Annotated in this window: 2 protein-coding genes; both read left to right on the top strand. The window is 73.8% G+C overall.

The features are described 5' to 3' along the window. Positions 1–1,340: amino acid permease (locus tag C1J00_RS41825; RefSeq protein WP_102914035.1), on the top strand; the 1,340-nt coding region annotated here is incomplete at its 5' end. 9 nt (positions 1,341–1,349) lie between these two features. Then, positions 1,350–2,468 (top strand): aminoglycoside phosphotransferase, encoded by a 1,119-nt coding sequence (locus C1J00_RS41820; RefSeq protein WP_102914034.1) that lies wholly within the window; start codon positions 1,350–1,352, stop codon positions 2,466–2,468. Positions 2,469–2,683 lie beyond the last annotated feature (215 nt).

Here is a 2,683-nt window from a genome sequence, read left to right as displayed (position 1 = left end):
CGGCCGGCCCCGCGGCGCCCGCTCCCCGCCGCACCTTCGGCCTCGCCGCCGCCACGGCCCTCGTCATGGGCAACATCATCGGCGGCGGCATCTTCGCCCTGCCCGCCACCGTCGCCCCCTACGGCACGGTCAGCCTGCTCGCCTTCCTCGTGCTCTCGGTCGGCGCCGTCCTGCTCGCCCTGCTCTTCGGCAAGCTCGCCCGACGCAGCCCCGTCACCGGCGGCCTCTACGTCTACCCGCGGGACGCCTTCGGCGAGTTCGCCGGGTTCCTGTCGGCCTGGTCGTACTGGACGATGTGCTGGGTCAGCATCGCCGCCCTGGCCGTCGCGGTCGTCGGCTACGTCGACGTCCTGATACCCCTGCACGGCAACCACGCCCTCCAGGCCCTCGTCGCCCTGGCCGCCCTCTGGCTGCCCGCCGCCGCCAACTTCGCGGGCACGCGCTGGGTCGGCACGGTGCAGGTCGTCTCCACGGTCCTGAAGTTCGTCCCGCTGCTCCTGCTGGCCACGGTCGGCCTGTTCTTCGTCGACGCGGACAACTTCGGCCCGTTCAACGCCTCCGGCCAGAGCGTCTCCGGAGCGCTCGCCGCCTCCGCCGCTCTGCTGCTGTACAGCTTCCTCGGGGTCGAGTCGGCCGCCGTCAGCGCCGGCGAGGTCCGTGACCCCGAGCGCACGGTCGGCCGGGCGAGCGTCCTCGGCACACTGGCCTCCGCCCTGGTCTACGTCCTCGGCACCGTCGCCGTCTTCGGACTGGTCCCGCACGACCGGCTCGTCGACTCGGGCGCCCCCTTCGCCGACGCCGTGAACACGATCACCGGGGGCGGCTGGGGTGGCACCGCCATCGCCCTCGTCGCCGTCGCCTCGATCACCGGCTGCCTCAACGGCTGGATCCTCATGGCCGCGCAGATGCCGTACGCCGCCGCCCGCGACGGCCTCTTCCCCGCGCCGTTCGCCCGCCTCGGCAAGGGCGGCGTGCCCGGCTTCGGGGTGTGGGCCTGTGTGGTCCTCGGCAGCCTCCTCATCGGCCTCAACTACACGGCCGGCCCGGACACCACCTTCCGCGTCCTCGTCCTGATCACGACGTTCACCGGCTGCGTGCCCTACCTGCTGTCGGCCGCCGCCCAGTTGTACTGGCTGGCCCGCGGCACCCGCGACCGGGTCCGCCCCGCCGGTCTCGCCCGGGACCTGACCGTCGCCGTCCTCTCCTTCGGCTTCTCCTTCTGGCTGATCGCCGGCGCCGGGTACGCCGCCGTCTACCAGGGAGTGCTGTTCCTCTTCGCCGGAATCCCGGTGTACGTGTGGCTGCGGGGACGCAAGGACACGGCGGAGGCGTCGGCATAGCATCGGGGGATGCCCGAAGTCGCTGCAGCGCATGCCGAAGTCCATGAGGTCCTGGGAGTCCCGGCGCACGAGGCGGTGTTCGAGCCGCTCCCGCACAACCCGTCGAACGGTGTCACGGCCGGGGTGTGGCGGGTCACCGGCGGCGGCCGCTCGGCCGTCCTGAAGGTGCTGACACGCACGAAGGAGACCGGCGTCACGTGGTCGGCGTCCAACGACCCGCGGCACTGGAACTTCTGGCGCCGCGAGGCGTACGTCTACCGGTCCGGGCTGGCGGAGGTCTGGCAGCGGCACGGCATCCGCGCGCCCCGGCTGCTGGAGTGTGCCGAACGCCCGGACGGCGACGTGGCGTTGTGGCTGGAGGACGTGCCGGGCGAACCGGCGACGACCTGGTCCCTCGCCCGCCACGTCGACCACGCCCACCGCCTGGGCGCCGCACAGGGCGCGGTCGGCGCGGGGGAGGACACCCCATGGCTCTCCCAGCGCTTCCTGCGGGACTACACGTCGGACAGGACGACGGGTGAGGCCCTGCTCGACGACGACCGGGCCTGGCAGCACCCCCTGATCCGGGAGCACTTCCCGCCCGGCCTGCGCGAGGACATGGTCCGCCTCCACCACGACCGGGAGTGGTTCCTCACGGTCATGGAGTCGCTGCCCCGCGCCCTGAGCCACCTCGACCAGTGGCCGGCGAACGTCCGCTCCGGCGGCGCCGGCACCAGCGTCCTGCTCGACTGGGCGTTCACCGGCGACGGCGCCCTCGGTGAAGACCTCGGCAACTACCTCCCGGACTCCGTCTTCGACCTGTTCGTGCCCGCCGCCGAGCTGCCCGGCCTGGCCAAGGCGGCGTACGACGCCTACGTGCAGGGACTGCGCGAGAGCGGCTGGCACGGCGACGAACGCCTCGTACGGCTCGGCGTGTGCGCCTCCGCCGTGAAGTACGACTGGCTCACGGCACTGATGCTGGCCCGGGCGGACGAGGAGCCGGTGGCCTACGGCGGCGAGGGCACCGTCCCGGCCGGACTCCGCTACCGCGAACGGGGCCTGACCTTGGCGTTCCTGGCCGAATGGGCGGCCGAGGCACGACAGCTGGCTTCCGGGCTCGGGTTTCCCGAGGCCCCCAGCGGCCGCTGAGGGGTCCTTGAGCCCGGCGACGGAAGAGACGGAGCGCCGGGGCGGGTCAGCGCCGCCGGCGGCCCGCGTGCCGTCCGCCCCCGCGCCCCTTCCGCCCGCGTCGGGTCGCCACCGGTACCGCGAGGCTGATGGTCAGGGCGGCGCCGAGGGCGTAGGGCCACCAGCCGAAGCCGACGGTGTCCGAGGCTCCGGCGCTGCGCGGGTTCGCGGGGGCC

The organism is Streptomyces cahuitamycinicus, from assembly GCF_002891435.1.
Lineage (GTDB): Bacteria > Actinomycetota > Actinomycetes > Streptomycetales > Streptomycetaceae > Streptomyces > Streptomyces cahuitamycinicus.
Note: the sequence above shows the minus strand (reverse complement) of the source record. Positions and strands in the feature narration are given on the sequence as shown.

Excerpts from the sequence above, each read along its gene's own strand:
- C1J00_RS41820 (WP_102914034.1), top strand. The coding sequence starts at position 1,350 with ATGCCCGAAGTCGCTGCAGCGCATGCCGAAGTCCATGAGGTCCTGGGA.